The 22,861-nt window shown below is 69.7% G+C and carries 16 protein-coding genes and 2 pseudogenes; 12 read left to right on the plus strand and 6 right to left on the minus strand.

Going from position 1 to position 22,861, the window contains the following annotated elements; genetic code table 11:
• Positions 1-95 precede the first annotated feature (95 nt).
• Complete coding sequence (locus OHT01_RS39690; protein ID WP_328557952.1) at positions 96-1,658, plus strand: hypothetical protein; 1,563 nt, start codon at positions 96-98, stop codon at positions 1,656-1,658.
• 1,189 nt (positions 1,659-2,847) lie between these two features.
• Positions 2,848-3,549 carry a DUF4232 domain-containing protein gene (locus OHT01_RS39695; RefSeq protein ID WP_328557953.1) on the plus strand — a complete coding sequence of 234 codons (702 nt, stop codon included), beginning with the start codon at positions 2,848-2,850 and terminating at the stop codon, positions 3,547-3,549.
• A gap of 395 nt (positions 3,550-3,944) precedes the next feature.
• Here the strand turns inward: OHT01_RS39695 and OHT01_RS39700 are convergent, their stop codons facing one another.
• On the minus strand, positions 3,945-4,397 hold the full coding sequence (locus OHT01_RS39700; protein ID WP_328557954.1) for a hypothetical protein: 453 nt from the start codon (positions 4,395-4,397) through the stop codon (positions 3,945-3,947).
• A 421-nt stretch (positions 4,398-4,818) separates the two neighbouring features.
• On the opposite strand from OHT01_RS39700, the gene OHT01_RS39705 reads away from it, so the two are divergent.
• Together OHT01_RS39705 and OHT01_RS39710 are read left to right on the plus strand one after the other, a co-directional pair.
• Complete coding sequence (locus OHT01_RS39705; protein ID WP_328557955.1) at positions 4,819-5,013, plus strand: hypothetical protein; 195 nt, start codon at positions 4,819-4,821, stop codon at positions 5,011-5,013.
• A 200-nt stretch (positions 5,014-5,213) separates the two neighbouring features.
• Entirely contained in the window at positions 5,214-6,578 is a 1,365-nt protein-coding gene (locus OHT01_RS39710) for an ankyrin repeat domain-containing protein (protein WP_328557956.1), read from the plus strand.
• Positions 6,579-6,946: 368 nt separating this feature from the next.
• Here the strand turns inward: OHT01_RS39710 and OHT01_RS39715 are convergent, their stop codons facing one another.
• Positions 6,947-7,366 (minus strand): hypothetical protein, encoded by a 420-nt coding sequence (locus OHT01_RS39715; RefSeq protein WP_328557957.1) that lies wholly within the window; start codon positions 7,364-7,366, stop codon positions 6,947-6,949.
• Positions 7,367-7,742: 376 nt separating this feature from the next.
• On the opposite strand from OHT01_RS39715, the pseudogene OHT01_RS40315 reads away from it, so the two are divergent.
• The 3 genes and pseudogenes from OHT01_RS40315 to OHT01_RS40320 all read left to right on the plus strand — a co-directional run.
• Positions 7,743-7,955: pseudogene (locus OHT01_RS40315) on the plus strand (AfsR/SARP family transcriptional regulator); the annotation flags it as partial.
• Positions 7,956-8,054: 99 nt separating this feature from the next.
• Positions 8,055-10,907, plus strand: coding sequence for an ATP-binding protein (locus tag OHT01_RS39720; protein ID WP_328557958.1), 2,853 nt, complete (start codon positions 8,055-8,057; stop codon positions 10,905-10,907).
• Positions 10,908-11,171: 264 nt separating this feature from the next.
• A complete protein-coding gene (locus OHT01_RS40320; RefSeq protein WP_405918310.1) occupies positions 11,172-11,399 on the plus strand; it encodes a hypothetical protein in 228 nt (75 codons plus the stop codon).
• A 191-nt stretch (positions 11,400-11,590) separates the two neighbouring features.
• On the opposite strand, the gene OHT01_RS39730 is transcribed toward OHT01_RS40320, so the two are convergent.
• Positions 11,591-12,262 carry a formylglycine-generating enzyme family protein gene (locus tag OHT01_RS39730; RefSeq protein ID WP_328557959.1) on the minus strand — a complete coding sequence of 224 codons (672 nt, stop codon included), beginning with the start codon at positions 12,260-12,262 and terminating at the stop codon, positions 11,591-11,593.
• Between the two features lie 837 nt (positions 12,263-13,099).
• Here OHT01_RS39730 and OHT01_RS39735 point away from each other — a divergent pair.
• A complete protein-coding gene (locus OHT01_RS39735; protein WP_328557960.1) occupies positions 13,100-14,116 on the plus strand; it encodes a helix-turn-helix domain-containing protein in 1,017 nt (338 codons plus the stop codon).
• 217 nt (positions 14,117-14,333) lie between these two features.
• On the plus strand, positions 14,334-17,726 hold the full coding sequence (locus OHT01_RS39740) for a S8 family peptidase (protein WP_328557961.1): 3,393 nt from the start codon (positions 14,334-14,336) through the stop codon (positions 17,724-17,726).
• A 411-nt stretch (positions 17,727-18,137) separates the two neighbouring features.
• Here the strand turns inward: OHT01_RS39740 and OHT01_RS39745 are convergent, their stop codons facing one another.
• Positions 18,138-18,341 carry a hypothetical protein gene (locus OHT01_RS39745; RefSeq protein ID WP_328557962.1) on the minus strand — a complete coding sequence of 68 codons (204 nt, stop codon included), beginning with the start codon at positions 18,339-18,341 and terminating at the stop codon, positions 18,138-18,140.
• Between the two features lie 790 nt (positions 18,342-19,131).
• Complete coding sequence (locus OHT01_RS39750) at positions 19,132-19,614, minus strand: hypothetical protein (protein WP_328557963.1); 483 nt, start codon at positions 19,612-19,614, stop codon at positions 19,132-19,134.
• A 219-nt stretch (positions 19,615-19,833) separates the two neighbouring features.
• On the opposite strand from OHT01_RS39750, the gene OHT01_RS40325 reads away from it, so the two are divergent.
• Together OHT01_RS40325 and OHT01_RS39755 are read left to right on the plus strand one after the other, a co-directional pair.
• Positions 19,834-20,463 (plus strand): transposase, encoded by a 630-nt coding sequence (locus OHT01_RS40325; RefSeq protein WP_443043501.1) that lies wholly within the window; start codon positions 19,834-19,836, stop codon positions 20,461-20,463.
• Between the two features lie 119 nt (positions 20,464-20,582).
• Entirely contained in the window at positions 20,583-20,921 is a 339-nt protein-coding gene (locus OHT01_RS39755) for a hypothetical protein (RefSeq protein WP_328557964.1), read from the plus strand.
• Between the two features lie 99 nt (positions 20,922-21,020).
• Here the strand turns inward: OHT01_RS39755 and OHT01_RS39760 are convergent.
• A pseudogene (locus tag OHT01_RS39760) lies at positions 21,021-21,555 on the minus strand (GNAT family N-acetyltransferase).
• A gap of 140 nt (positions 21,556-21,695) precedes the next feature.
• Here OHT01_RS39760 and OHT01_RS39765 point away from each other — a divergent pair.
• Positions 21,696-22,292, plus strand: coding sequence for a GNAT family N-acetyltransferase (locus OHT01_RS39765; protein WP_328557965.1), 597 nt, complete (start codon positions 21,696-21,698; stop codon positions 22,290-22,292).
• Positions 22,293-22,861 lie beyond the last annotated feature (569 nt).

Here is a 22,861-nt window from a genome sequence, read left to right on the forward strand (position 1 = left end):
CCGGCTGGACGCAACCATTTCCGCACCTCGCGGGTCACACCTGTGAAGCACGGCGGGCCGGGACCCTCCCGGCGCACGGGGAAGGTTTCGGTCGGATGGCACGACGATCACGGATACGCGCGGTCGCGACGGCGGCGGCGGGCGCGGTGGCGCTGGTGGCGGGGGTGTTCGGCACGGGTCCGGCCCGCGCCGACACGGCGGACGCCGCACGAGGGATGACGGTCCAGTTCGCCGAGCACGAGCTCTTCATCGGGACGGAGCCGGCTAGCGTGGACCTGTCCTACCGGTGGAAGGTGGCCGGCGGGGGCACGGCACACCACGTCCACCTGACCGTCGACCTGTCCGGAGTGGCCGACTTCGCCGAGCCGGCACCGTCGGAGCACTGCGAGGGCAACCTCTGCACGCTGGACCTGGAGTCCGCCACCTCGGACTTCCACGCCATCACGCTGGTGCCGAAGCCCGGTGCGGCCGTCGGCAGCAGCGGCACCGTGACCGTCTCCGGCACGGCGTCGGACGCCACCGTCACCGGCGACCACCTCACCCTGACCAACGGCAAGACGCAGCTGAAGGTGAGCGCGTCCGCCGATGAGTCGGACCACGTGCCGGGCGACATGCTGACCTTTCCGCTCGACGTGTGGAACAACGGCCAGCTCCCGGCGGCCAAGGGGGTGGAGCTGCGGATCCGCACCACCGCCGGACTGCACCTCCAGGGCTCCTGGGCCAACTGCCGCGACGTGCCCCCGAGCGGCCTCAGGCACATCGTGCGCGAGACCCTGTGCGACTTCCCGACCCCGGTGGAGCCCGGCCGGCAGTACGCGTTGTCGTCGCCCCTGCGCGTCAAGGTCGGCGACGAGGCCTGGCGCGACGAGATCCGCTACGAATTCACCCCGTTGACCGGCGCCGCCCCGGCGAACGGCCCCGGGACCCCGCTGACCCTGGTCCCCGACGGCGCGATGCCGTCCGACGGGAACCCCGACCCGTACTTCACCACCTACGTCAACAGCATCAACCACGTCGACTTCGCCGTCACCGGGGACACCGTCACCGGGCGGCGCGGCGGTCACGCCACGCTGCACGCCACGGTGATCGACCGGGGGCCGGCGGTGGTGGAGGACCTCCTCGACGACGACATCGCCCTCTCGGTCCGCGTCAAGCTGCCGCCGGGCACGAAGGCCACGAAGATCCCGAGGAACTGCCAGCCGACGCCCACGGACGACGGGTCGGACCCCGGCCCCCGGATGGGCCGGTCCTCCTACGAGTGCTACTTCGGCGACCCCGCCCCGGGGGACAAGCACGTCCTGTCGTTCACCGTCGCCATCGGCCCCCGTACCCCGGCCGTCTCCACGGGCCAGGTCCGCACGGTGGAGTTCTTCGAGGGGTTCGACCCCGACACCTCCAACGACAGCGCGGCGCTGACCCTGCGGCTGGCGCAGGACGGCTCCGCGGGCGGCTCCGCGGGCGGTGGCACGGCCGGCGGGTCCGGCTCCGGCGGCACGACCGGAGCGTCCGGCTCCGTCTCGGGCGGCACCTCGGCAGGGTCCGGACCGCTGGCCGACACCGGATTCGGCGGCGGCTGGATCGCCTGGGCGGCCGGCGCGCTGGCGCTGGCCGGCGGTGCGGCCGTAGCGCTCTCCCGACGGTCCCGCGGCGGGAACTGACACGTCGTCCGGGGGTCCGGAGGGACCCCCGGACGGGTCGGGGACGGAAGCCGTCGGTGACGGTCGCAGCAGCAGCGCCCGCGACGGCATGCTCCACCTCTCGTAGGCGAGAGTGCCCGGCCTTCAGGCCGGGGTGAATCGCCCCACGGCGGCGGGTCGGTCAGTCCGGCGCGTCGGGACCGGGCAGCGGCACGATCCGCAGGAGGTTCTTCCCGGCTTCGGCTCACAGCCCCATCGGTCGTTCCGCGCTCCGCTCGAAGACAACGTCGCCGTCCGGGCCTTCGCTGGTACGGACCCGGGCCGGCGTGCCGACGCCTTCCTCGGGCTGGTTGAACCCTGAACGCCAGGACGGACCTGTGTCCAAGCCCCTCGGTCACGCCGAAGACGCGGCCGCGCCCGGCAGCGAGGGCCGCGCCCAACGCGTTGAGCCCCTGGCCGTTGTCGTCGTTGCGTGGACGGAGCGGCCACGAGGCCGGAACGCCGTCGGTCTCGGCCAGGCAGGAGGCGATCAGGATGCCGTTGCCGGACTGGCGGACGTCCAGGTGCTGCATTTCGGCGGTGGAGTGGAACGCGGTGCCGAACCACTCCGTGATCGGCCGGGCGCCCTCGCCCCGTGGGCTGCGCGGCTTCCTCGCCGACTCCCCGCCAGTTGATGGTCATGGAGAAGGCCGCCGGGGACCCGTGCCTGGCGGCCGGGCGGCCAGGCCGCGTTCAACCCGGGGGACACCGGGGGAGGTGTGGCTGGATGGTCCGGTACTCGTAGCCGGGTTTGGGCGTGACATCACCGGCGCCGACCGGGGTTCGGAAGGATCATGTGTGGGACCGTACGGCATCGCCTCAACGCCTCGGGGATCGGCAGCGGTCAGGTGCTGAGGGTGTCGGGGCTGCGTGTCGCGGGGGTCACGGGCGCAGTGGACCGCTGGTGAACCGTTTCGCGGATGGGCGGGGGCGCTTGGTGGCCCCGCTCTGTGCCACAGCAGCCGAAGGTGCTGCACCACTGACCGGCACAGCGTGAACACCGGTGTGTCTGGGCCCAGTTGTCTTGTTACCGAATGCGGACAGACCCGGGTGAACGATGCTTGTCCCGGCGTCATCTCACGGGGCGTAGCGAAACAGCCGATGAGGCCGGCCGCCCTGCGAAAGCAAGGGAAGGCGCCGTGTCCTGACCGACCATGGGGGAGCTTTCATCATGACCACGTACCGTGCCCGCCGTACCGCCCGTACCGCCGCTCTGGCCACCGTCACCGCCGCGCTGGCGCTGGGCCTGACCGCCTGTGGCAGCGCCGACGGCGGCTCGAAGGCGGCGGGCAGCGACCACGGCGCGCGGACCGCCCAGAGCCGGTCCGCATCCACCGGGGACGCCAAGGGCAGCGCGGCGCAGGCCAACAACAGCGGTGACACCAAGGAAGAGGCGACCGCCGCGGGCGGGGCGCAGGAGATCACGAGCAAGAGCACAACGGCCGGCGCCCAGCAGTGCCGCGGAGACGAGATGCTGGTCACCGCGGTGCACCGGTTCGCCGGCCAGCAGGGTGACCACCTGCTGCTCACCGCGGTGAACGAGGGCTCCAAGCCCTGCTGGGTCACCTCCTACCCGGCCGTGGTACTCGACTGGAACACCAACAACGTCGCGCTGTCGCACTCCAAGAAGGACGCCCCGGGCGGCGACAAGCACATCACGCTCCAGCCCGGGGGCAAGGTGTACAGCGCGGTGAACCTCTTCGACTACGGCTCCAAGAACCACACGGCGCAGTCGCTCGCCTTCGCGCTGCGCGGCGAGGACGGTCGCCCCGGCCCCTTCTACTCCGTCGTCAGCAAGGGGCAGAACCAGAAGTTCACCTGGACCGCGGCCGACGTGCTGAACTGGAACGTCAAGAAGCCGTACGACTTCTGACGGTCCGTTGGCCGGTGACGCGTCACCGCCTTCCCGCACGTCCACGGCCGGCAACTCGCAAGGCCCCCGGGCGGCCGGCGGACCCGTGACTCGGCGAGATCACCGGAGGCCGCCCTGCGGACCCACACGCTCAACCGGCCAATTGCAACGCTCAGTTCACAGGTCCTGTGGTCGGGTAGCCCGATCACAGGTCCGGGCTCGCTCGCGTATCCACCACGCGATGCCCTATTCGACGACATCACGGCCTGCCGGTCACCGTGCCTCGGTGCTGGCGGTCGGGGACGGCGGGGGTTCCTGCGCAGCCAAGACGGTGCTGACGAAGGCGCGCACGAGCGTGGCCCTGTGGCTGAGCGCAGCAGTTGGCCGGTCTGGCCGACCAGATACTCGGCCACGAGTCAGTGGAACCAGACGACAAGGCGTACGTTCTCGGCTCCGTGGACTTCGCTGAGGATGCGCATGACGTTCCAGACCCGGCCCCAGTCGGTGTCGCTCCCTGCGGCTGACGCGCGCGTTCGCGTGCCTGAGGCGTCGGTCTCCTGCCAGTTCGTGGTGTTCAGCTCGGCCCAGGTCAGCCATGTGGTCCCGTGAACATCGCGGGGGCCGCCCCAGCCTGCGAACTTACCTCGCAGCCCATCCGAAGCGTCATCCGGAAAGCCACGGCCTTCCGCCAGGGGACGGAAGCCGAAGGAGTTTCGGACTCCGAAGAGGCAAGCCAGGCCGTCGTAGGCGTTGCCCCTGTTGAGGAGGAAGAGATCGATGCAGACCTCCCACACGGAGTCCTCGTCGTCGGGGCCCCATAGACGGGCCCCCGGCCGGCATTCGATCATTCCGCTGACATCGGTCGACATGGAGCGATCCTGCCTTCGCGGGCCAGGGATGGCATCTCCATTTCCCGCCCTCGCGCGGGGTCCCGGCGGGCCTCCCGCTCAGGTATGTGATCAAGGTGTCAGTGGACAGTCGACAGGCGGGACGGGGAAGCAATTCATCAGTCGCGGCCGGGACCCACTCCGATGGGCGATGATGTTGCAGTGAGTCCGGACTTGAGCAACTACGAACTCCTCTGGCCCACAACGCTGTTCGTGTCCGAGGGTGAGCGCATCCTGCGATCCAAGAGCCCCCTGGCAGGAACGGGCGACATGGCTCATGACGGAGTCCCTGGCTGGTACTACCGCCGCAGTCGCAGTCGCCGACTTTGAGGACCTGCCCGATCACACCACCTCAACAGCCGATCCCTGGGCAACCACGGCCACAGGCTGGGGAGAGTAGCGTGTGACGCACCAGTACGACTGGTCCACAGAGCTCATCAACTGGGCCCCCGAGCTCAGGCACGCGGCCGCGCCACGGCCGTACTGGCCGCACCGCCGCGGCAACGGCCTCGCCCACGACGGCAGTACCGCGCGGGACACCCGGTGTGACTTCGCGCGGCTCATCGGTGCGTTCGCCGACAGGGGCTACCTCTCGTAGGAGAGAGTGCCCCGGCCTTCAGGCCGGGGGCGAATCGCCCCACGGCGGCCGGTCGGTCAGTCCGGTTGCTTCTGCTGCGGGATGTAGTCCTTGACCACTTGCGGCGGGGCTCCACCGCGACACCTGACCGTCGCCCTCCCGCCGCAGTACGGCGCCCGCCTTGCGGGCTCTCCTCGGCGGGCTGGCGATGTGATTTCGAAATGGGGGACGGAAACGTGGGCGAGACGGAATTCGACAGTCGGCTGAGGTCGGCGGTTCAGGCGGGGGACGCTGAGGCGGTGCGGGATCTGTTGGACAGGGGTGCGGATCCGGACGCGGTGGACGCGGGCGGGTTGCCGGTGCTGTGCGGGGCCGTGGCGGCTTGCGACGCGCCGGTGGCCGAGGCGTTGGTGGAGGGCGGTGCGGATGCTGACCAGGTGTTGCCGGACGGGACCACGCCGCTGTGGCGCGCCGTCGACGGTGGCTCTCCGGCGGTTTTCTCGGCGGTGCTGGGCAAGGAGCCCAGGCTGCGGCTTCCGGAAGCCGCCCGGGAACGGCTGCTCGCCTTGGCCCGCGACTGGTACGAGACGGGCGCGGTCGAGGAACTGCGGCGCAGGACGGGCGCGTCGGGTCCGGCCGTGACGGTCCGCGTTCAGGACGACGAGTACGACTGGGTCGATCTGGTCTCACTCGGCGGCCTGATCGTACGAGCTGGCCACGGGGCCATCCTGACGTCGCTGGAGTGGGCCTTCCGCATCCTGACCCCCGTCGACGAACTGATCGCCCGTGCTGTCGGCCGGTATGACGAGGACCATGTGAACTGGTCGACGGTCTGCTGGATCCTCACCCAGCGCCGCAGCCTTGAGACCTGGTCGGCCGTGGTGGCCCATCGCCACGACCGTGACCCGGCGCATCGCCGGTTCGTGGTGGATTACCTGCGGATGCGGGGGTTCCTCGATACCAGCCCGTACTACGAGAAGAAGGAGAGCAACCTCCTGGCTGCCTGGGCGGCCGAGGAAACGGACGGCGAGATGCTCGCGAGGGTGCTCGACGCCTTCACCGGCCGCGACCATCCGGGCCAGGAAGCCATCGGCCTGCGCTACTGCGACCATCCCGACCCGCGCGTACGCCGCGAGGTGCCCTACGCCCTCTGCGTAGACGACGTTCCCCGCAGCCCGGCTGCCAGGGCCGCCCTGCTCACCCTCATGCGCGACCCGGACGCCGAGGTGCGGCTCAGGGCGTGTACGGCGAGCATGCGAGACGACGCCCTTGTCTCGGAGATCACCCGAGCGCTGCTCCTGTTGACCGAGGACCTGGATGCCGACTCACGGGGTGCGGCCGTGGCGGCACTGGCCGGCTCCCGGGACCGTACGTCCGCAGTCGCCGACGCCCTTGCAGGCCTGCTCGACGAGGACAACCAACTCGTGCGTCTGGAAGCCGCCTACGGTCTCGCCCTGCGCGACGATCCGCGCACAGCCGAGGCGATCGAGCGGGTGGGGCCTCTCGGCCACGGCTTCGAGGACGACCACCGGGCCGACGAGCTCTGGCGATGGAGGTGGCGGAAGGAGAACTCGGCCGCCGAGTGACTGACAGCCGGTCAGCGCGAGCACCGGCCTTGACCGGTAGAGCTATTGGCGGCGAGCCGGATTTTGCAGGTCGGGCCGCCCCGGAAGCGTCCGAGTCCTTCGTCGGAACGGTGCTGCCTGCTGACCTTCAAAGCGTGGTGTCGGCAGGGGCTGACGGCTCGTGACCTTGCGGTATGTCGAGGGCAGCCGTGGCCGGATGCTTACGCCACGCCACGCCACGTCACGCCACGACACGACACGACACGACACGACACGCCCCGCCTCGACGCGAGCGGACGGCGTGCGGCACGGAGATCCGCGGATCACTCGACGGACGACACGCCGCAAGGCGGCGGGCACACACGTGCCCGCCGCCTTGCGGGGCCCTGTCAGGCCTGCACGAGTACGGTGCACCAGACCTCGTTGTTGTCGCCGATACCGCAGTCGCCGATCTCTCCGGTCCGGACCTTCGTCCAGACCCCCTTCGCCCGCCAGTGCCAGGTACCGACCCGCGAGAACCGCTCGTGGTAGCCGTGGCCGACGAACGTGAAGGCGTCGACGTCGTTACCGGTCCCGTTGCCGCCCCGCGTTCCGTTGCCGAACGACTCCTGCTTGCACTTGGCGTGCTTGAACTCGCTGTCGGTGCCGCCGCCCCAGTTCCACACGTCGCAGTAGTGGGGGCCCTCGCCGAGACTCATCGTGTAGTGCATCGTCTCGCCGGTCCTGTTCTTCACCGCGCCGCACAGGGAGCCCCTGCAGCCTTCCGCGGAGGCGGTCGTCGCCCCCGCGACAACTACTGCGGACGCCATGAAGGCGGCGGCAACGACAGTGACAGCCGTCCGGTTTGCTCGGGAAATCATCTTGCGCATAAATGGTCCGTTCTCTTGTTGCGCCGGTTCGGCCGCGCCTCGCCGGACCTTTGGCAGGACGGGTGCCAGGTTGTCCCTGGGAGCCCTGCGTGAGCCGGTGTTGGCGTTCCCCGCGGCCGCGGCGCTTGCCGTGATCCGCCCGAAGGCATGTAGGTTGAGGATCAACGGTGAACCTTGCGAAAACCTTGTGACGGCTGTCCTGCGACCGCCCCGGAACCAATGACGGAGGGCCGCTTGGAATCCCGGCTCCCGCTCGAGGTGGACCAAGTCCCCGCCGCGGGACGGCCATTCCATCGCCCATCCCACCTGAGGCACGATGAACCTGCGCCTGCTCGGACCTGTGGAACTGCACGTCGCGGGGCACGTGGTCGACGTCGGGCAGCCACGTCGTCGAGCGGTCCTCGCAGCGCTGGCGGCCGACTCCGGCCGGCCGGTCGCCGTGAGCACGTTGGTGGAACGGGTCTGGGGCACAGCCGCGCCCGACGGCGCGCGGTCGGTCCTCTATTCGCACATCAGCCGTCTGCGGCGGCTCTTTGACGGTGCGTCACCCGCGACGGGCGACGGCGAGGCACAGGCGCCCCGGACAGCGCCTTGCATCCGGCGATCCTCCGGTGGATACATTCTGGAGGTGGACGAGCACACCGTCGACCTGCTCCGTTTCCGCTCGCTCGTCCTGCAGGGCCGCGAGCCGCGCCTGTCCGACGCCCGCCGTGCACACCTCCTGGAGGAGGCACTGCGCCTGTGGCGCGGCGCGCCGTTGGCAGGGCTGGCAGGAGAGTGGGCGGAGCGCACACGGACCGCCTGGACACAGGAACGCCTGCAGGCGGCGCTCGCCTGGGCCCACGCCCTGCCGCGACAGGAAAGGCACAAGGAAGTACCCGCTGTCCTGCAGCCCTTACTGGCGGAGCACCCGCTGTGCGAGCCGCTCGCCGTGGCGCTGATCCAGAGCCTGGCCACCGCCGGAAGAACCGCCGAAGCAGTGGACACCTACACCGGGATCCGCCGGCAGCTCTCCGATGAACTCGGCGTGGCCCCGGGCCGTGAACTGCAGGCGGCCTACGAGGAGATGCTGCGCCGCACCGGACAACAGGAGCCGCCGGGCGCGGGATCCGGCCCGGCCGCTGTCCGTACGGCCGCCCCGGTCCCCGCCCCGATCCCCGCGCAACTCCCGATGAACGTAAGCCACTTCAACGGGAGGGAGGAGCAACTGGCAGAGCTCACACGGTGCCTGATCGCCGCGGACGGCACGGACGAGGAGCAGTGCGCGGCGGCAGCGGTGGTCTCCGCGGTCTCCGGCATCGCAGGCGTCGGCAAGACCGCACTGGCTGTGCGCTGGGCACACCACGTGCGGGAGGAATTCCCCGACGGACAGCTCTACGTCGATCTCCGCGGCTACGATCCGGACGAACCGGTCTCCGCCGCACAGGCCCTCGCCGGGTTCCTCACCGCCCTGGGAGTACCCGCCCAGGAGATACCGCCGCGGCTCAACGACCGGGCGGCGCGCTACCGCACAGCGGTCGACGGACTCCGGTTGCTCATCCTCCTCGACAACGCCGCCTCCGCCGCGCACGTACGCCCGCTGCTGCCCGGAAGCCAGACATGCAAAGTCGTGGTCACCAGTCGGGACTCGCTGTCCTCCCTGGTGTCGCTGCACGGCGCGCACCGAGTGCTCCTCGACGTCCTCTCCCCGCACGAGGCGCACACCCTGCTGCGTGACCTGATCGGGGCACGCGTCGACACCGACCACGCCTCTGCCACCGCCCTGGCCGAACAGTGCGGGCGCCTGCCGCTGGCCCTGCGGGTGGCAGCCGAACTGGCCCTGTCTCGTCCCCAGGACCCCCTGGCCCACCTGACGGAGGAACTGCGCGATCACCGGCGGCGCCTGGACCTGCTCGACTCCGGCGACGGAGATCCCCGGGCCGCCGTCCGGGCCGTCTTCTCCTGGTCCTACGACCGCCTCCCCGAGCATGAGGCGCGCCTGTTCAGGCTCCTTGGCCTGCACCCGGGACCCGATACGGACGTGCACGCGGCCGCCGCCCTGGCCGGCGACACTGTGGAACGCACGCGACGGTCCCTGGACGCCCTGTCCCGCGCACACCTGGTGCAGCGGATCGGACCCGACCGCCATGGCATGCACGACCTGCTCCGCGCCTACGCCGCGGAACTCGCGAGCCGGCACGACGGGCCGGCGGAGCGCGACGCCGCACTGAACCGCCTGCTGGACCACTGCCTGGCGGCGTCGGCAGCGGCCATGAACGTGCTGTATCCCGCCGAACGGCATCTGCGTCCCGCCGTCGAAATCCCCGACACCGGTCTGCCGCCCCTGCGTACGGCCGACGAGTGCCGCGCGTGGCTGGGCACCGCGCAGCCCACACTCGTGGCACTGTGCTCCCGGACCAAGGAGCCTGGGCCGTCCCGGCACACCGTACGGATCGCCACCACACTCCACCGCCACTACGAGCGTTCGGGGCACTTCACCGACGCGCTGACCCTTCACACGCACGCCCTGCGGGCGGCCCGCGAGATGGGGTACACCCGTGGTGAGGTCGACGTCCTCGCCTGTGTCGGCGCGGTCCACCGACGGCTCGGAGACTACGAGAGCGCCCACCAGCACCACATGGACGCGCTGGCACTGTGCCGCAGCGCCGGGTATCCGGCGGGAGAGGCGCGGCACCTCACCAACGTGGGCGTACTGCACGAGCTGCAGGGCCGGTACCGCGAGGCCGCCGAGCACCACGAGAGAGCGGTCGTCCTGTTCCGCACGGCCGGCGACGCCCACGGCGAAGCCGACGTCCTGAACAACCTCGGCATCGTCCAGGAGCTGCTCGAGGACTACCCAGCCTCGGTCGAGCGATACCGGCAGGCGCTGGCGCTGTACCGGCGGACGGACCACGCGTTCGGAGAGGCCAGCACCCTCGGGAACATGGGGATCGTCCTGGCGCGACTGGGCGACCACTCGGCCGCAGCCGAGCGCTTCGAGCGGGCCCTCGCCCTCTTCCGGCGGCTCGGACACACCGGCGGAGAAGCCCACGCGCTGTCCAACCTGGGGGACGCGCGCTGCCATCAGGGCCGGTACAAGGAAGCCGCCGAGCACCAGCACCAGGCCCTGGCCCACTTCCGCCGGACGAAAGAACCCTACGGAGAGGCGGGCGCTCTCAACGGCCTGGGCGAGGCGCTGCACGGCACCGGACAGCACACCGAAGCTCTCGAAGCCCACGCGGCAGCGCTGGAAGTGGCCCGTGGAATCGGAGAACAGGAAGAACAGGCCCGCGCCCACATCGGTACGGCCCTCATCCGACGCGCCACCGGAGGCCGGAAGCAGGCCATCGACCACCTTGACCAGGCGCTGTCCCTGTACACCGCGCTGGGCTCTTCCCGCGCGGAGGAGACGCGCAAGACCCTCCTCGCCACGCGCCGAGAGAACGCTCAGGGCGCGTCGTCTCACACGGGCGAGGCTCGACCTGGGCTTGATCCCCTGTGACGGACATCCGAGATCAGGGGTTCCGCCCCGGAAGGAAGTCGGCCGGGCGGGTCTGGGCGGTGCGGGGCGGAAGGTCGGCTGCCGAACAACGCCACCACCTCGTAACGGTGGGCCGCCGCCGAGAACTTCCGCCGGCACACGATCCGCTACCGCGAGGCCCAGGTCCTGTCCGAATTCAGGCGATCGGTCGAGAGGTGACCTGACCGATGTGCTGACAGGTCACGAGCGGAGCCACAGGCGAAGCGAGGCAATAGCCACCGTTCCGTGAACGACGTAGACACGCTTGTCGAACCGGCTGGCCACGGCCCGGAAGCACTTGAGTGCGGTGAACGTTCGCTCTCCTTTGTTCCGGCGTTTATGGATCGACTTGTCGAAGCCAGTAGGTCGACCGCCCACCTTGCCCCGGCGCTGATGATTGGCCTGCTGGTCCATGCGCTCGGGAATGGTGTGCTGGGTCTGCCGCCGCCGCAGAGAGTGGCGGTTCTGGCGTGATGAGTACGCCTAATGGGAAGTGAAGGTCGGCGGAAGTTGACCTTCGGGGCGCGAGCCGAGCCTTTGAGTATGCCCGGGCCTGAGAGCCCCGTTGACAAGACGAGGCGGGCTCGCGCCCTGCCCCGTATGCGGGAAAGCGGTGTGCCGTCCGTTGCCGGAGGACGTCACGTTCGACGCGCGGAAACCGGTCGTCACCCGTTGGAGCGCGCGATGCGGAACCCTACGTCGTCGACGTGGAATGTCGGGTGGCTGCGGCGCCGCGCGGAGGCCCGGCAACTCCAGTGCTCGTCGAACCAGCCACCGCCGCGGAGCACTCGGTAGGTGCCGTAGACCTCGGCGTCGTAGACATCCCAGCACCAGTCCCAGACGTTGCCGAGCATGTCGTAAAGACCCCACGGGTTGGGGTGTTTGCCGCCCACGGCGTGGATGCGCTCCTGCGAGTTGCCGCGGTACCAGGCGATCTCGTCGAGCGGCCCGTACTGCGGCCCGGTCGTACCGGCACGGCAGGCGTGCTCCCACTCGGCTTCGGTCGGCAGCCGGTACCCGTCCGCGGATGCGTCCCAGTCGATGCCTTCGCTGTCGGCAGGAAGGTGGTAGGCGGGCGTGAACCCGTCGCGCAGGGACAGGGCGTTGCAGAACCGTGCCGCGTCCCACCAGGAAACGCACTCGACGGGCAGCTGATCCCCGTGGGCGGTGCTCGGCCGCTGGCCGGTGATGTGTGCATACAACGCCTGGGTGACCGGGAATGCCGCGAGCTGGTAGGGCGCAAGCTCGACCGACCAAACGCGCTGGGTCCGCCGGTCCGACAGCGTCACCTGCCCCGGCGGGATGGCGACCATCTCGTTTCCCGCGATCACGTCCATGATCAAGAGATCCTACCGAGATGTGTGCTCCAGGGAGGGTTGGTCGGCGTAGAGCATGCCGGCTGCCGCCAGAACCACGTAGTTCCCCACGGGCGGCGTCAACTTCCCCACCCGCACGTTCGAACGCCACGTCTCAGGTCTCGGGGACCCATTCCACGGGAGGGGGCATGCGACGGTAGTGGGTCCCCTGGTGCTGTACTGGGCGAGGGGCAGGATTTCGCCGCCGACCGCGAGCTCTGCGGGCGGAGGGTTGGGAACGGAGATCTGCGGGTGACGCCGGCCGTCGGTGGCGACGCCCTCCCGGAGTTGGTTCCGGCCGCCGGCCCAGCTCTTGGGCCCGCTCGCGAGTCCACGGGTTCTGCAGGGTCCGCGGAGCGGCCGGGTCGTGCTCGAAGCCGTTGAGGCTGCGGACGAGACTTCCGTGGTAGACGCCCTTGATCCGGAAGTTCTCCAGGTCGTCCGTGCGTACGACCATGTTGAAGTATTGGTGGCCGTGGCCTTGGCGCTGTCCGACCGCATGCCAGCGACCTCAGCCAGGGTCCCAGCGTGTGGGCGGGATCCACAGCAGGGCGCCGGCCGGCAAGGCCTCGGAACCCAGGGCTTCCGCGTAGCTGTCCCGGCGTCGGCGGTCACTCCCTGAAGGTGGGGTGCACCGGCGTCTCCCACCCGGGAGGCCGCCGGTCCGAGCGTCCCAGGTGGGTGCACAACAGGCAGCAACCCAGGGTGACTTACGACGGTGGGTTAGGGTCGGCCGAGAAAGATCCGCGCGGTGCGTCCGAGCTGCACCAAGAGGTCGATACGGCGGCCGCCCGTGAGGGGAGCTGGATGCTTCAGGCATTGGGATTGGGACCGGCCGAAGAGGCTGTCTACACCGCGCTGCTCGCTCGCCCGACAGCCTCCGCGCACGACCTCGCCCGGCAGACCGGATTCGACGAGCCCGAGACCACCCGCATCCTGCTCGACCTTTCGACACGTGGCTTGGTGGTGATCGCCGCCGAGGCAGGGAGCGGGGCACCGAACGTGGCCGACCGCGGGGCCGGCCCTCCGTCCGCCCGCTACCGGATCACCCCGCCCTCGGTGGCCCTGGCCCCGTTCCTCGTCGAGCAGCGCAACGCGCTTCAGCGGGCCGAGACCGCGTTCGCGATGCTGACCGAGCAGTACCGCAGCACCGCAGCGCATCCTGCGGGCAGCGTCATGGAGGTGGTCGTCGGCGTGGAGCAAGTCGCGCACCGGTTCCATCAACTGCAGCGTGGTGCTCAGCGGGAGTTGCTCGTCTTCCTCGTCGGGGAGCCCATCGCGGTACCGCGCGAGGACACCGACATGTCGGAGAGTTCCGCGTTGGACCGCGGAGTCGCCTTCCGGGTCGTGGCGGCCAAGGACTATCTCGACGGTCCCGACGTGGGCAGGGATGTGAGGGAGGCCGTCGCGGCGGGTCTCGAGCTTCGTCTGGTCGACTCGCTGCCGCTGAAGATGGTCGTGTCGGACCGGGAGCGTGCCATGGTCCCGCTGGACATGGCGGACTCCGGTGGTGAGCCGAGCGCCATCGTGGTGCACCGCAGTGGCCTGCTGACGGCCCTGGTTCATCTTTTCGAGAAGGAATGGGCCCAGGCCCGTCCGCTGTACACCACCGCCACGGGTGTGCGTGCGAAGCCGACAGCCGATCAGCAGCCGACCGAGGGGGAACTGGAGGTCCTTGCCCTGTTGCTGGCGGGGGTCTCCGACCGGCGGGCGGCCTCCCAACTCGGTCTCTCGATACGCACCGTGGAGCGACGGACACGCCGTCTGATGGACCTTGCCGGGGCTGATTCGCGTCTGCAGCTCGGGTGGCACGCCGCACGTGCGGGCTGGTTCTGACCCGTCAGGCCGATGCTCGCCCGGATGATCGGGGCGTAGGACGTGCGGGTGTACCTGCACCTGCCGGGCCCCGAGCCCCACCGAGCCGACGGATGTGCCGCGTGACGGGAAACCGACATGCGGGAAACCCGTCACGCGCGGCGTCCCTCACAGGTCCGTATGCATGTCAGGCTCCGGCTACAGCCTGACATGTTCACGGTATCCAGTGGGGAGATCCATGCGCTCCATAACGCATACAGTCTTGGGCGCGGCGACCGTTGCCGTCCTGACTGTCACCGCGATCCTGCCTTCCGGGGCGGCGGCGGACACGCCGTCCGACGGTGCCTCGGGGAAGAGGCCCATCGTCGGCGGTGCGACCACGGCCGCGGCCGGCAAGCAGGTGTCGGTCACGCTCGTCACCGGCGACAGGGTCCTGGTGACCACGGACCTGTCGGGTCACAGCTCCGCGGCCGTCCTGCCCCGCGATGACGGCACACAGCCGATCGTGCAGACCTTTCAGATGGGCAAGGACCTCTACGTCTATCCGGAGGGCGCCTCCAGGGCGATCGCCGAGGGCAAGGTCGACGAGCAGTTGTTCAACGTCACCGGGCTCATCCGGCAGGGATACGACGACGCACATAGCGACACGCTGCCGCTCATCGCCACATATCAGAACAGTGTGAACCTCGCCAGCAGCGCGCCTGCGGCCCCCCGCGGGGCCGAGCGGGGCCTGAGCCTCCCGACTGTGGACGGCGTCGCGCTCACGGCCGACAAGGACACGGCCGCCACCTTCTGGCAGGACATCACCAACGCCCGCTCACGTTCCGCCTCCACGCTGAAGAAGCTGTGGCTGGACGGCAAGGTCAAGGCCACGCTGGAGCAGTCCACCGCGCAGGTGCACGCGCCGGAGGCCTGGGCGGCCGGCTATGACGGCAAGGGCACCAAGGTCGCCGTGCTGGACACGGGCGTGGACGCCGAGCACCCGGACCTGGTGGGCCGGGTCGCCGCGTCCGAGAACTTCACGGACTCCAAGACCACCGACGACCAGGTGGGCCACGGCACTCACACCGCTTCCACGGTCGGCGGGTCCGGAGCGGCCAGTGACGGCCGCGAGAAGGGCGTCGCCCCCGGTACCTCCCTGCTCATCGGCAAGGTCCTCAACGACCAGGGCTACGGCCAGGATTCCTGGATCATCGCGGGTATGCAGTGGGCCGTCGACCAGCAGGCGGATGTCGTCTCCATGAGCCTGGGCAATCCCGCGATCGGCGACTGCACCGACCCGGTGGCCCAGGCCGCGCAGCAGCTCTCGCAGAACACCCACACCCTGTTCGTCATCGCCGCCGGCAACGCCGGTTCGGGCACTGAGACCGTTTCCTCGCCCGGTTGCGTGCCCGGCGTGCTGACCGTCGGTGCCGTGGACCGCGACGACACCACGGCGCAGTTCTCCAGCCGCGGTCCCGTCGCCGTCACTCACACCCTCAAGCCCGAGATCGCCGCCCCCGGCGTCGACATCTCGGCGGCCAACGCGGGCGGACGGGGCGTCTACGCCTACCGGACGATGTCCGGTACCTCCATGGCCACCCCGCATGTCGCGGGTGCCGCGGCCGTCGTCCGTCAGGCCCACCCGGACTGGACTGCGCAGCAGATCAAGGCCGCCCTGGTCGCCTCCGCCCGCACCGGCGGCAAGGTCGGCGGCGCCGACCAGACCGGCGCCGGTGTCCTCGACGTGTTCGCCGCGGTGAACCAGAAGGTGCTCTCCGTGCCCGCCGTCCAGGCCGGCAGCTACAACTGGCCGCAGGACGCCTCGGACCGCACCACCGTGCGGGTGCCGTTCACCAACACCACCGGCCGCGATCTGACCCTGAGACTGAGGGTCAGCGGTGTGCACGGCAACGACGGCAGCGACGTCGACTCCCGCATCGTCCAACTGGATGACGACAAGGTGAGGGTTCCCGCGGGGGCCACCGCCCAGGTGCCGCTGCGGATCGACCCCACCGCCCGCCTGAACGACGCCCAGTACGGTGCGGTCACCGGCCGGATCCTGGCCACCGGCGAAGGTGTGCACGTCTCCGTGCCCGTCACGCTCTACGTCCAGCCGGAGACGGTCACGCTGCGGGTCAAGGTCATCGACCGCAACGGCAAGCCCGCGGCCGGCTCTTCCTCCCTGGACCTCGTCAAGCTCGACATCGACAAGGGCGAGCGCCGTACCAACGCGGGTGCGACCGACCAGACGTACAGCGTGCGCCCGGGTGACTACGCTCTCAGCAGTTTCGTGATGTCGTACGACGCGAACAACGCCGCCGAGTCGGTCAGTTACCTCGCGCGGCCGCAACTGCGGATCACCCGTGACACCACCGTCGTCCTCGACGCCCGCAAGGCCCACCAACTGAGCCTGCACACCGACCGGCCTTCGACGGTGGACAGCACCACCTTCAGCTACAGCCGCATTTGGGACGACACCTGGCTGATGGCCGGCTCGGTCGTGATCGGCAAGACCGTCCAGAAGGTCTACGCGGACATCGACGGACGCGCCAGGAACGGCACCTTCGAGTTCCGGCCCACCTGGCGGGCGATCGGCTCCGAGGACGGGGCGTCCTACGTCTACAACCTGTCGTACCCGACCCGGGGTCCGCTGTACTCCGATCAGGTCTACAAGCCCAAGGACTCCAGGCTCGCCCAGGTCGCCGAGACGTGGAAGGCCATGGGAAAGGAAAGCGACTACCTCGAGTCGCTGTACGTCCGCCCCTCCGGGGGTGACAGCGACTACATCGCCGTCAGCCCGTTCGGCGGGGTCCATGTGCCCGGTACCCGCACCGCCTATTACACGACCGGCGACGACGCCTGGTACCACGGCGCGATGACCAGCTTCCCGTTCGCCGCGTTCATGGGCGACCAGGAACGCACCTACCGGGCCGGACAGCGCAGCGCGGAGGAGTGGTACGGCGGCCCCCTGCGGCCTGCCGCGCCGCGCGACGCCGACGGCAAGCTGATGCTGTCCGCCGAGCGGCAGGGCGACCAGATCGGATTCCAGAACGCACTCTGGGTCGACGGTTCCGGCGACCACTGGTCCTACGGCGGATCGTTCGGCGACCTCGGCAACCTGGCGCTGAAGCGCAACGGCGAGCAGATCGGCACCAGTTACGACCCGTACGGCGTGTTCCAGGTGCCGGACGAGGACTCCGCGTACGAACTCACCCAGAACCTGGAGAAGATCCCCTCCTCGGACCGGAACTGGCTGCGCTCCACCGCCGTCACCACCACATGGAGCTTCCGCTCCCACCGGGAGCCGGACGTCTACTCCCGCGGCCTGCCGATCCTCGCCCCGGCGTACGACCTGCCGGTGGACGGCATGAACACCCTGCCGGCACAGAGCGGCATCAGGGTCGGCCTGTCGGTCGAGGGCCACGCCGGGTACACCCCGGGCGCGATCACGGAGGCCTCGCTGTCCTACTCCTACGACGGCGGCACCACCTGGATCCAGGCGCCGACCCAGCGGCGGGGCGGCCGGTGGACGGCCGTCCTCGACCACACCGGCGCCGCCGGCAAGCAGGTCATGACGAAGGCCACCTTCACCGACGCCAACGGCAACGCGGTCACCCAGACCATCACCCGCGCCTACGACGTCCGGTGACCACCCCGTCCGGCCGGGCTGCCCAATGGAACGGGCAGCCCGGCCGGACGCCATTGCCACCTGTGATCACCAGGCCAACGAGCAGGTCGCCGCTCCCGGCGGTCACTACCGGCGGCCCTCTTCCCGACAGCCGGGACCTGGCGCCACTGATTGCGCGGCATCGCGCCGATCCGCGCCCACCAGGGGCACCCGCACTGGTCACGGTTACGACGCGGGCCACCGGCCGACGTCGCCTTCATCGACGACGCGGAGCATCGCCAACCGACGGCAACGCCGCGATGCGCGTGCCCTGCCCCACGTCCCGCCACATGATCCAAACGACAGGCCCTGGCTTCGCCCGGATCCCAGCGACGACTGCCGCACAGGTGCCGGACTCACGCTCGCCCACAGGCCAAAGGCAATCCGAAGAGATCAGTAGTCCGCCGTGCCCAGTCGCAGGGGCACTTCGCGATCACGGACGGGCGGCAGGCAGCCGGCGGTCTCGCTGCACGCCCCGTACGTGACGAACACCCTTGCGCTGTCGGTGCCTTCGACCCGTCGGACGGGGAGTTCGAGGGTGACCACTCCGTCCTCGTAGACCGGCAGTCCGACGTCGAGGCCAGCCGGGCGCAGCACCCGCGTCTTCGCGTGGGTGGTCGCCGGACCGGTGGCCCTCAGGCCGCCTTCGGCGCGGATACGGGTCGGTATGCCGATCCCGTCGACGCCGCCGTTCGGAAGGGTGAGACTCTAGAGGTGAAATTCCCTCTGCTTCGGCCGTAGTTCCGCGAGGATCAGCAAGCTGCCGCCGTGGGATTCCGCCCGCACCGTGACGGCCACGCCGCCGGCTGTGAAGGGGGCGGCAGTCGCCGTGGTCCTGCTCTCTCCCTGACCTGCGCACCCGGTGAGTGCGGCAGGGCTGCTAGGAGCGCGCAGCCGACCCTCGTCCGGCGGGTCCGGAGCCGAACGGCTACTGCCATCGCTTGAGGGTTGTATTCGACGCCGCCCTTAGGTGCCGAGGGGGCAGATGAAGTCCCGTCCGGTGATGCCGACTTCGCGGTGGACGCCCCCGAGACACCCTCAGTCGTCCGGTGGGAGGTGATGGCGTCGCTGTCACAGCCGCTGAGTGCCGGCAGGGTGAGTGCGGCCAGTGCCGGTGCGGTGGGAAGCAGGGGACGTCTCACGTGACTCCTTGTCGTTCTCTTCTCGGAACCGCCCGGCGAACTGGCGCACACGCCTGGTCAGGTCCTGCCAGCCGGGCGGGGCGGGGTCATGGACGGGGCCGGGGAACCTCGCCCAGCCCGTCGGGGAACCTCGTCCAGGCCGTCCAGGAACACCGCGACACGTCCGCTGGACAGCGACTCCTCTGCACGGGCGAGAGAGGGAGCGTCTGAGGCTCGCCCGACGCCTTCGTCGCGTGGCCCCGTGCTCAGCCGCGCACGGGCATGATGCCGTGCGTCCGGCGGGGTTTGGGGGCATCCAGCATGGTGACGCCGTTGTAGCTGCGGCCTCTGAGGAAAAGCACCGGAGCGGCGACGAAGGCGACGAAGACGGACACGATGCTGACAGGGAACAGGGTGGGGAGCGACTGGCCCTCGGGCAGGGTGCGGCCGCCCTCGTGGACGGCGTAACCGAAGGCCACGAAAAAGACGATGACGCTCAGGGCGGCCAGGGCCAGCAGGACGACGCTGGTTCGGCGGGTGCGTTCCTCCGTGCGGACTTCGGCCAGCAGGGAGGCGTCACACACAGGGCAGGTCAGTTCGACGCTCTGCTTGCCGGACGCCGGTCGGCGTATCTGGTACAGGCTGTCCCGCCAGGTGATCCTGCGAGTCCTGGTGAGAAAGCCGGTCGTCCGGTCACTGAGGATGTGGCGCACCGACACGTCTACGGTGCCTGGTATCGGTCTGTTCATGTCCCCGTGGTCCCCTCCCCGGCACGCGCCCGAGTAGACGCGAGGGAACACAGTGTCGGGTGCGCGACGACGAGGATCAACCGCTCGCGAAAGGCTTTACCTGACCATACCGATCAGCTGGACGATCGTTCCCTGCCTGGGAGTTGCTGCATTCCTGCTCGAAGTCCCGGCGGGACGGGCCCGGCCCGGCTTGTTTTCGGTGAGCTCGAGTGGGCGTGAATGTCTCGTCCGGACCCCCTTGCCTTCCGGGTGTGCGACGGTCGGGGAGATGACGGCTACGTCTTCCTCGGCACGTGCGTGCTGACGCCGTTGCCTGGGTCGGCGTCCAAAGGAAGAGATCAAGACCAGCCCGAACAACCACCACCACGGCTCAACTGCACGGGATCAACCAGGCCCCGCTGCAGTACTGGACGGCGGCACTGGACGGCGGCCCGTTGCCTGGAGGCAACGCCTCGGGAGCCTCCACTGGTCCACGGCCCGTGTGCGCTGGCTGTTCCGCGAAGGGCGTCCGTCACGAGGGGTGTACCGCGGGCGGGCGACGCGCGACGTCGGACCAAACCCGGCGGACACCCCGAGAAGTGGTCCCGGCGGGAGATCGTCGACGGCATCCGCTACATCGTCGACAACGGCGCGAAATGGCGGGCCCTGCCTGCGGATTCCCCCCCGTTGGGGAGGGCTTGCGGGTTCTTCCGGAGGTGGAACCGGGCCGGGGTGGTCACCTCCATCCGTGACCAGCTCCGCCACCGGATCCGTACCGGCAAGGGCAGTTGCCCACCTCCGGTGACGCGGAAGGTGGACTCCCAGTCGTTCAAGGAAACCTCCACCGTCGGCAAGGACAGCCGCGGCTGAGACACCGCGAAGAAAATCAACGGCCGCAAGCGACACATCACCGTGGACACGCTCGGCTTGCCGGGTGATGATCACGGTGAAGCCCGCAGGACATCCAGGACCGCGCCGCTGCCCACGACATGGTCTGGCGCCTGCGCCTCACCCAGCCGCAGATCACCCACGTCTGGGCCGAACGCGGCTACGCCGGCGAACTCGTGGACTGGCTCCGCGAACGCCGCCGGCTCACCTGCATCGTCTCCCGGCCCAAAGGCATCAAGGGCTGTGTCGTCCTGCCCCGACGCCGGAAAGCCGGGCGCACCATCGCCTGGTGCATGAGCACCCCCCGCAACGCACGCGACTACGAACATCTTCCCCAGCACTCCGAAGGACGCCTGAACTGGGCGCTCATCACCATGACGACCCGGCGCCTGACCCGCGAAGGGCCCCGCAGCGACAACTGGTCGGCTGCTCCAGGGTGATTCATGTAAGCGTATGGCGCCTGAACAGCCGTCATCGCAGCCCCGCCAAGGCCGACGACCGATCGGAGGCCTCGGGGATCCGCGCTGTCGAGCACGAGCTCAACCGGACGGCAGGGCCGAGGACCACACGCCGAACCACTGCTCAGCGCCGTACTCATCGAACCGCTCCACCTCGGTGAACCCCAGCTTGGCCGCAAGGCGCATCGAGCGGTCGTTGGCGGTCTGGGTGCAGAGCACCACCGGTTCACTGGGGAGGGCGTCGGCGAACCAGTCGAGTGCCGCTGCGCAGGCCTCGGCGGCGTACCCGCATCCCCACGTTTCCGGCAGAAGAACATGTAGCCGAGTTCGGCCTCTCCGGCATCCGGGCGGACGTGACCCGGACGCTCCGCGTCGCGTCGATCGAGCGTGATCATGCCGATCATCGCTCCGTCGAGATCGATCACGAAGAAGCCAGGGCGCCGCCCCGGCACCTCAGGTGCCGTGCGCTCGAGCTCATCACGCGGTCGAGGGCCACCGATGTAGGTGCCCACCTCTGGCGAGGCGAACAGCTCGATGAGGGCCACACGGTCGCGGGCCTCGGACTCGCGGAACACGAGCCGCTCGTCCGTAACGGGGCAGGTGGCCGACACGCTATATTCGGCCCTCGCGCGGTGCTGGAACAGCACTTCGGCAATCTTCTTTCTGGGGCGGGGCACGATGTGGCAAGCACTGTTCCGCCGGGCTGCCGGACCGCTTCATCCGCCGGTGCACGGTAGGTGCGGTGCGGGCAGGCACGTGTTGCGCAGCGAGCGGCTGCTGCTCTACACGCCGCTCATTGCCCTGGACGTAATGGCTCCGGCAGCAGCTGGTTCCGACGCTGAGGCGCAGCGCTGGCTGGGGTCCAGGACTGACGAGCTTGTGCGGCACGAAGACACGCGAGAGTTGTTGTTGTCCATGCGCGCGGATAACGACCTGTCCGGGTTCGCGCCTCGCGATCGCTTCAAGATGATGAGGAAGCTCGAGAAACGCTCAGATGGCTTCGTCGGGCTGACCGCGGTGCATGTGGCCGACGGCAGATATGCGGGCGCGACGAGCGTGGACCTGGACTCCGGCGAGATCGGTGGCTGGTTGGCTCCGGGCTACCGTCGGCAGGGACTGGGTGTCGAGCTGTTCCGCGCGGCCGTCCAACTCGGTCACCGGCATCTCGGCCTCAGGGTCGTACGAGCGGGCGCCGAGCCGGCGAACAGTGCCTCTCGGGGTGCGCTGAGGGCAGCGGGTTTTACCCCCGCGCCAGGACTGGCACGGTTCACGCTGGGCGACGGACGTGAGATCGACGCATGCTGGTACCAGCATCGGCAGGAGGCAACTACGCGCTGTCGTGGCGGGAGCTGAGTCGCCCGCGAGGCAGGTCACTGCTGCCGCTTGCGGACGAGCCGTTCGCCACCGGGATCACACTCACTCTGCGCGTCGAGCGCTACGGCATGATCACCGAGGTTGAGGGCGGCCTGATGGACGACGGCGAGCTCGGATACCGTCGTCGCCCTGTCGGGTGACCGCCTTGTTGCCGCCCACTACGGCTCTACCCCAGCGTCTTCGGCGTGGGTGACACGCTCGGCAGCCTCATCACCGGGGTGCTGTGGGACTTTCGGCACACCGGCCGGCCCCGCAGTGACCGGGGCCGGCCGGACGGACACTCCGGCGCGCCCCGGATCCGGTGCCCACGAACACGATCCGGGCCGTCGGGCCGCGATCGGCCCGTCACGCATGTCAGGGCACCAGTACCGGCTCTATCCGGTGGGCTAGGTCGTGCAGCCATCACTACCGGGACGGCATTGCGCCACACACGGATTGGTGACCCGGTGCCCGTCTGAGCGCCGTACGGGCCGCTACCGGCCCGCTGTCGGATCGAGGATCTTGCGCTGCTGGGCGGGCTCCGCCTCCGTCGTGTTGATCACAGGCTC

It is taken from the genome of Streptomyces sp. NBC_00358 (genome assembly GCF_036099295.1).
GTDB lineage: Bacteria > Actinomycetota > Actinomycetes > Streptomycetales > Streptomycetaceae > Streptomyces.

Bases quoted from the DNA above. Each gene is read 5' to 3' on its own strand.
- OHT01_RS39690 (WP_328557952.1), top strand. From the start codon at position 96: ATGGCACGACGATCACGGATACGCGCGGTCGCGACGGCGGCGGCGGGC.
- OHT01_RS39695 (WP_328557953.1), top strand. From the start codon at position 2,848: ATGACCACGTACCGTGCCCGCCGTACCGCCCGTACCGCCGCTCTGGCC.
- OHT01_RS39700 (WP_328557954.1), bottom strand. From the start codon at position 4,397: ATGTCGACCGATGTCAGCGGAATGATCGAATGCCGGCCGGGGGCCCGT.
- OHT01_RS39710 (WP_328557956.1), top strand. From the start codon at position 5,214: ATGGGGGACGGAAACGTGGGCGAGACGGAATTCGACAGTCGGCTGAGG.
- OHT01_RS39715 (WP_328557957.1), bottom strand. From the start codon at position 7,366: ATGGCGTCCGCAGTAGTTGTCGCGGGGGCGACGACCGCCTCCGCGGAA.
- OHT01_RS39730 (WP_328557959.1), bottom strand. From the start codon at position 12,262: ATGGACGTGATCGCGGGAAACGAGATGGTCGCCATCCCGCCGGGGCAG.
- OHT01_RS39740 (WP_328557961.1), top strand. From the start codon at position 14,334: ATGCGCTCCATAACGCATACAGTCTTGGGCGCGGCGACCGTTGCCGTC.
- OHT01_RS39750 (WP_328557963.1), bottom strand. From the start codon at position 19,614: ATGAACAGACCGATACCAGGCACCGTAGACGTGTCGGTGCGCCACATC.
- OHT01_RS40325 (WP_443043501.1), top strand. From the start codon at position 19,834: ATGTCTCGTCCGGACCCCCTTGCCTTCCGGGTGTGCGACGGTCGGGGA.
- OHT01_RS39755 (WP_328557964.1), top strand. From the start codon at position 20,583: ATGGTCTGGCGCCTGCGCCTCACCCAGCCGCAGATCACCCACGTCTGG.